Here is a 1,149-nt window from a genome sequence, read left to right as displayed (position 1 = left end):
GCTCATCACGGGTGCCAGCGATGGTCTAGGCAAAGCGTTTGCGCAGGAGCTTGCGCGCCATGGCTTCAACCTGATCTTGGTGTCACGCACGCAGTCAAAGTTGGACCGTTTAAAGGACGAGCTGCAGGCGCTTGGCGTTCAAGTGCGCACAGTGTCCGTTGATCTGTCGGACACCTCACCTCACACCTATGAGCCCCTGGCCACTGCCGTGCAGAAGCTTGATTTGTCTGTGCTGATCAACTGTGTTGGAACCACGGTCCACCGTCGATATGCGGATGTTCCCGCCGCTGCCATACGCCATCTGCTTGCCGTGAACGTCAGTACTACAGCCATCGTGACGCATAAGATGCTCCCATTTTTGCTTCGACACGCAGCATCCACAGAGCGTCTGTCTGCGCTTCTGAATGTTGGCTCCATCGTCGGCCGCTTCTATTGGCCCGGAACGCAGCTCTATGGTGCTTGCAAGTCATTTATTGACCATCTGTCCGTTCCACTTGCTTTCGAGTACCGAAACCAACTTGATGTGCTGTCGTACCAACCTACGGTCATGTCTACTGCGATGGCAGCAGGAACCGAGCCAGCCGCCATTACCATTTCACCGCAGCAGGCTGCACAGGCCGCGCTATCTCACTTGGGGCACACGGTCGCATCTCACGGTCACTGGCGCCATGGACTGTTCGCTGCATTCCTGGTTGCCTTGCCGTCCAGACTGCGCAACGCGATCCTTCTTTCGGGTGCGCTAGAAATGGGCAAAGCAGAATTGGCTAAAGGTGAATAGATTGATGTCGGCTACTGCTTTTTTACCAAGCCTTGTAGGGCTTTTGTTTTTTGTGGGGTCTATGGTGTGTTTGAAGAAGTGCCGGACGACCGTTGGGCCGCCGAGGAGTGGCCTTTCGTTGCGGTAGGCATTCGCTGCCTACTGGACTCGCGAAAACACCGCGTGAATGCCAGCTGCATTTCGGCTGTTCATCGTACCCGCCCTGCAAACAAGATCTGAATGTCTGCTGCCAGGCAATGAGTACGAGCCAACCAAATTCTGTACATGGACGCCCCCGGTATGCCAAGCTCTCAATTCATAATGATCAGAAGGTAAAGATTGCACCCGTACATTCGGACTCTTGATGTGACTTTTGGTCACGGTCCCTGATG

At 54.7% G+C, this 1,149-nt stretch carries 1 protein-coding gene; it reads left to right on the top strand.

Annotated features, from left to right (window positions below; all coding sequences use genetic code 11):
• On the top strand, positions 1–778 hold a 778-nt coding region (locus KKO72_RS20755; protein WP_214943766.1), incomplete at its 5' end, for an SDR family NAD(P)-dependent oxidoreductase.
• Between the last annotated feature and the right edge of the window lie 371 nt (positions 779–1,149).

It is taken from the genome of Rhodoferax sp. U11-2br, assembly GCF_018619435.1.
In the GTDB taxonomy this organism is placed as follows: domain Bacteria; phylum Pseudomonadota; class Gammaproteobacteria; order Burkholderiales; family Burkholderiaceae_C; genus Rhodoferax.
The sequence above is the reverse complement of the archived record's forward strand: the minus strand, read 5'-3'. Positions and strand labels throughout refer to the sequence as shown.